This is a genomic window from Streptomyces jeddahensis (assembly GCF_001642995.1).
Lineage (GTDB): Bacteria > Actinomycetota > Actinomycetes > Streptomycetales > Streptomycetaceae > Streptomyces > Streptomyces jeddahensis.
Genome location: NZ_LOHS01000035.1, coordinates 1 through 4,770 on the forward strand (window position 1 = coordinate 1; position 4,770 = coordinate 4,770).

2 protein-coding genes and 2 pseudogenes are annotated in these 4,770 nt (G+C 68.8%); 1 reads left to right on the forward strand and 3 read right to left on the reverse strand.

Going from position 1 to position 4,770, the window contains the following annotated elements; genetic code table 11:
* Positions 1 to 173 precede the first annotated feature (173 nt).
* The 3 genes and pseudogenes from STSP_RS04350 to STSP_RS04360 form a co-directional block, all read right to left on the reverse strand.
* Entirely contained in the window at positions 174 to 1,139 is a 966-nt protein-coding gene (locus STSP_RS04350; protein WP_067272258.1) for a glycoside hydrolase family 6 protein, read from the reverse strand.
* A 140-nt stretch (positions 1,140 to 1,279) separates the two neighbouring features.
* Positions 1,280 to 2,338: pseudogene (locus STSP_RS04355) on the reverse strand (endo-1,4-beta-xylanase); the annotation flags it as partial.
* Between the two features lie 87 nt (positions 2,339 to 2,425).
* Positions 2,426 to 4,072, reverse strand: a complete 1,647-nt coding sequence (locus tag STSP_RS04360) for a glycoside hydrolase family 43 protein (RefSeq protein WP_067272264.1) — start codon at positions 4,070 to 4,072, stop codon at positions 2,426 to 2,428.
* Positions 4,073 to 4,544: 472 nt separating this feature from the next.
* Between STSP_RS04360 and STSP_RS36620 the strand changes: the two are divergent.
* Positions 4,545 to 4,770 (forward strand): annotated as a pseudogene (locus STSP_RS36620) (alpha-galactosidase); the annotation flags it as partial.

Genomic DNA, 4,770 nt, shown 5'->3' on the forward strand with positions numbered 1-4,770 from the left:
TCGCGGTCGCTTCCCCCTTCGTCCAGCGGCACTTCAAGAAGGGCATGCTCACCGGCGCCATCAAGGGCTGAGCCGTCTCGGTCCGAGTCCCGCCGCAGGGCCGTGGCGGCTGACCGACACCAGGGCCGAGGTCGTCCGCGTCCCTCTCAGGCGCGGTCGACCTCGGCCCCGGATCAGTAGCCGTAGATCATCTTGTAGGCGACCTCCGGGAGGAACTGTCCGGCCGAGGAGCCGGTTCCCACGCCGCAGTTGCCGTCGGACTCGCCCGGGACCTTGATCCACAAGAGCATCTCGGCGCCTCCGCCCAGCTGGGTGGGGGTGCCGATACGGCGGCCCGCAGGGTTGCACCACTGGCCGTTGGAGCCGTTGCCGTTGCGGCTGGTGTCCACGACGAACGGCTTGGTGTAGCCGTACCGGGCGCTGAGTTCCCTGTTGACGGCGTCGCCGTACGCGGTGTTCTCGGCTGTGGTCAGGTAGTTGGAGACGTTGAGCGAGAAACCGTGGGCCTGCCGGAGGCCGGCTTCGTGAAGGCGTTGGGCCATGGTCGCCGCGCTCGCCCAGGCCGGGTTGCCGGCGTCGAGGTAGACCCAGGTGTTGGGGGCTTGACGGTTGAACTCGGCGAGCGCGCCGTTGAGCATGCCCTCGCGTTCGTCGATCTGGGCCTGGGTCATGCAGCCGTAGTCCCCGAGGGAGTCCGGTTCGAGGACGACGACGGCTGGGCGGTTGGCGATCCCGCCGGCGAACTGGGCGATCCAGTTCGCGTAGGCGGACGGCGAGGAGGCTCCGCCGGCGGAGTGGCCGCCGCAGTAGTCGCGGTTGTAGATGTTGTAGGCGACGAGGATGGGCAGCTTGTCCTGGGCGTCCGCGGCGCCCACGTACGCGCCGGTGGCGGTGCCGATGGTGCCGCTCCAGGAGCCGAACCAGCGGGCCGTCGGTGTGTTGGCGATGGAGGCGTTGATCGCAGGCGCCCGGCCGTCACCGGGGTTGGCGGCGACCCACCGCTTCGCGCTGGAGTCGGGGTCCACGTAGAACCCGTTGGTCATGGTGGTCGGGTCGGCCGCCTGGGCGGACGGGGCGGCGGCGAGCGCCAGCGGCAGTGAGGAGAGTGCTGCCACCAGGGCGAGAAGTCTGCGGCGCATGACAATTACCTCGGCTTTCTGACAGGGATGCGTCCGAAGGTCGGCGGTGAGCATGGGGAGCGCTCCCACCGGAAGCGCTCCCCACGGCACCGTCGGTCAGCAGGTCGAGTTGGTCTGGGTCACGAGGCCGAGCCGCCACGGGAGGAGGTTGTAGTCGCCGTGCTGCGGGTGGCGGCGGGCGTGCCGCCCAGCGTCGTCAGCACCGCGTTGTACGCAGGCTTCTTGTTGCCGTTGCGGTCGAACAGCAGCGGGTTCTCCGAAGCACGCCAGGAGTCGCTGTCGCGGATGCCCCAGACCGTGATGCCGGTGCAGCGCGCGACGTTCATGCAGGCCCTGACCGTGTTCGCGTACGCGGTCGGCGACGCCTGGGCGATGTCCAGTTCGGTGATCTGGACGTCCACGCCGAGGGCGGCGAAGTTCGACAGCGTCGTCTGGAAACTGGCGGGCGGGCCGCCGGTGCCGAAGTGGGCCTGGAGGCCGACGCAGTCGATGGGCACGCCGCGCGCCTTGAAGTCGCGGACCATGCGGTAGACCCCCTGGGTCTTCGCCTCGCTCCAGTTCTCGATGTTGTAGTCGTTGTAGCAGAGCTTGGCCGCCGGGTCGGCGGAGCGCGCGGTGCGGAAGGCCTGCTCGATGAAGCCGTTGCCCAGCACGTCCCGGAAGACCGAGCTGCGGAGCTGACCGCTGGGGCCGTCGGCGAAGGCCTCGTTGACCACGTCCCAGGAGTGGATCCGGCCCTTGTAGCGGTTCATCACGGTGGTGATGTGGTTGTTCATCACGCCGCGCAGTGTGTTCGCGTCCCTGATGGAGCTGACCCAGCCGGGCAGTTGGGAGTGCCAGACCAGGGTGTGGCCGCGCAGGCGCTGACCGCGGGCCTGCGCGCGGTTGACGATCTGGTCGGCGGCACCGAAGTTGAACGAGCCGCGGGACGGCTCGGTCGCATCCCACTTCATCTCGTTCTCGGGCGTGACCGAGTTGAACTCTCGGTCCAGGATGGTGGTGTACGTTCCGTCGCCGAGCCGGCCGGCAGCCACGGCGGTTCCGAAGTACCGCCCGGACTGGGCGGCTTGGGCGCCCAGGGTGGAGGCCTGCACGGCGTCGGGCGCGCCGGTCGCGGTCCCGGGTGTCACCAGGACGGTCGCGGCCAGCAGGCCGAGGACGGTGGCTCGGCGACAGCCGAGCCGTTTCAGCGGGTTCATGGTTCTCCTTGTGGGGGGAGATGGGTGGGGGGTTGCGTGGTGCGGTCGGTGGACCTCCTCAGGGCGTGGGGCGATCGGTGCGCCACTTCAGGGCGTGGACAGCTCGAACCGCGTGACGCGGACCGCGCCGCCGAGTGCCTGCGTGGCGTGGTTGAAGAGGGCGAATCGGTAGCCCATGAAGAACCGCCAGTCGTTGCCCAGGGAGAAGGAGGGTCCGAGGCGGGTGAAGGTGGTGCCGTCGGTGCTGTAGGAGAAGGTGCCGGAGCGTGCCGTGCCGGGGCGGATGTCCGCGCTCGCGCGCAACCAGACGCGGTTGCCCGAGACGGCCGCGCTCGCGACCTCCGTGCCGGTGCCGGTGGTGTTCCAACTGCTGTCCATGGTCAGCCCGTTGACCATCACCAGCCGCGTCACGCCGCCATCGCGCTTGACGCCGATCCAGGCGGAGGAGTCCCGCAGCAGCGCGAGTCCGGCCCGGTCGCCGTCCCGCATCGCGGAGTGGTCGAGGTGGACCGTGGCGGTGGAGGTGGGGCCCTGGATGCGGTGCGTGAGGGTGTTGCGGGCCCAGTAGAGGTCGTTGGTGACGGTCGCGGTCCGCAGGGTCAGGCCGTTGCCGACCGACCACTTGGTGTTGTCCGGGTTGTGGTTCCACTCCCATCTCGGCTTGAGGGTCGTGCCGTCGAAGGTGTCGACGCCGGTCATGGGGGCCACCGGGCGAGGCGGAGGGGGCACGGCCGGGCTGGGGTACGAGGTGCCCCATGCGCCGTCGACGAGTTGCACGACGGGCCAGCCATCCGAGGTCCAGGTGACGGGCGCCAGGGCAGGCATCCGGCCACCGGGGTACGCGTCGACGAAGGCCATGTAGTACCAGGCACCGCTCTGCGTCTGCACGAGCCCGCCCTGGTGCGGGACGCCACCGCCGGGGATCGGCCCGCGCAGGTCGAGGAGGACCTGCCGCATCGTGTAGGGACCGAAGGGGCCGCTCGACGACTTCAGGATGTACTGGCCGTTCGCGGGGCGAGTCAGGAAGATGTAGTACTGCCCGTTGATCTTGTAGAAGCGGGCGCCCTCGAGGGTGCCGACACTCGATGGGGTCGTGAACACCTGCTGCGTGCGGACCTGGCTGCGGCCGTCGGGCGAGAGCTGGGCCACGCTGATGGTGGTGTTTCCGTATGCCACGTACAGGGAGTCGTCGCTGTCGACGAGCAGTCCCGCGTCGTAGTAGGGGGTGCTGATCGTCGACAGCCTGTTCCATGGCCCCTCGACGGCGGTGGCGGTGTAGATGTACGTCCGGGCGAAGTCGATCTGGCCGAGCCAGTAGAAGGTCCTGTTGCTCGGCCGGTACGCCAGTGACGACGCCCAGATTCCTCTGACATAGCCACGGGCCCCGTTCAGGTCGTACTTGGCGCCGAAGTCAAGTATGGGCACCGAGTGACCGGCGATCTCCCAGTTCACCAGGTCGTACGAGCGCAGGACGGGCGCGCCCGGCGAGTAGTGCATGGTCGAGGCCGAGGCGTAGTAGGTGTCGCCGACGCGGATGACGTCGATGTCCGCGAAGTCCTGCCAGATCACCGGGTTTGTGTACTCCGCGGCGGCCGCGAGGGCCGATCCCTGGGCGGGAGCGGCGGCGGTGGCGGAGGCCTCGGCCAGGGGAAGGAAGGCGCCGGCGGCCAGGCCGGTGCCGGCCGCCAGCGCGCGGCGACGGGACAGAGGTTGATCGGTACATGACATATCCATGAATGGCGTTCTCCTTGTATGGCTTGGCCGTTGCGGTTGGCGTTGCCCGGAGGTGCCTTGCTTCGTTCGTGCGGAGCGGCTCCCGTTCGTTCGCGATGTCGAACATGGGTCGGCTTGCTGAGCACCCTGGATGATAGGGAGCCCGGGGGCGCCGTCAATACCTTTCGCATGATTCGGATGACTTCTCGAAACATTCGAAGCGGTGAAACGGTAAGTCGCCGCAGTTCAGCGCCAGGATGGCGCAGAAATCCCGCCTTGCCGGCCCCTGGGATGGTGCGGTGGGGGCAGTTCCTCGGATGGTGTTGACATGTTCAGGCGCCTCTCTAGTATCCGTTGACACCCGGAGTTTCCGAATGCATCCCGAAAGTTTTCGAACACCCATCATCTTCCCCACTGTCATGTCATGGACGCGACACCGTGCCGCCGTCGCGGGTCATCCGCCCATGGCGCCCTTCCGTCAAAGGAGCCCCTGGTGCCCAGACGACCTGGCGGACGACTGCTTCGCCTCCTCGCGGCCGCCGCGCTCTCGGTCACCGCGTCGGTGACGGCCTACGCCAACTCCACCGCCACGGCCGCGCCCGGCAGCCCGGCGCTCACCCCGCCGCTGGGGTGGAACAGCTGGAACAGCTTCGGGTGCGGGATAACCGAGGCCCAGGTGCGCCAGGCCGCCGACGCGATGGTGTCCTCGGGCATGCGGG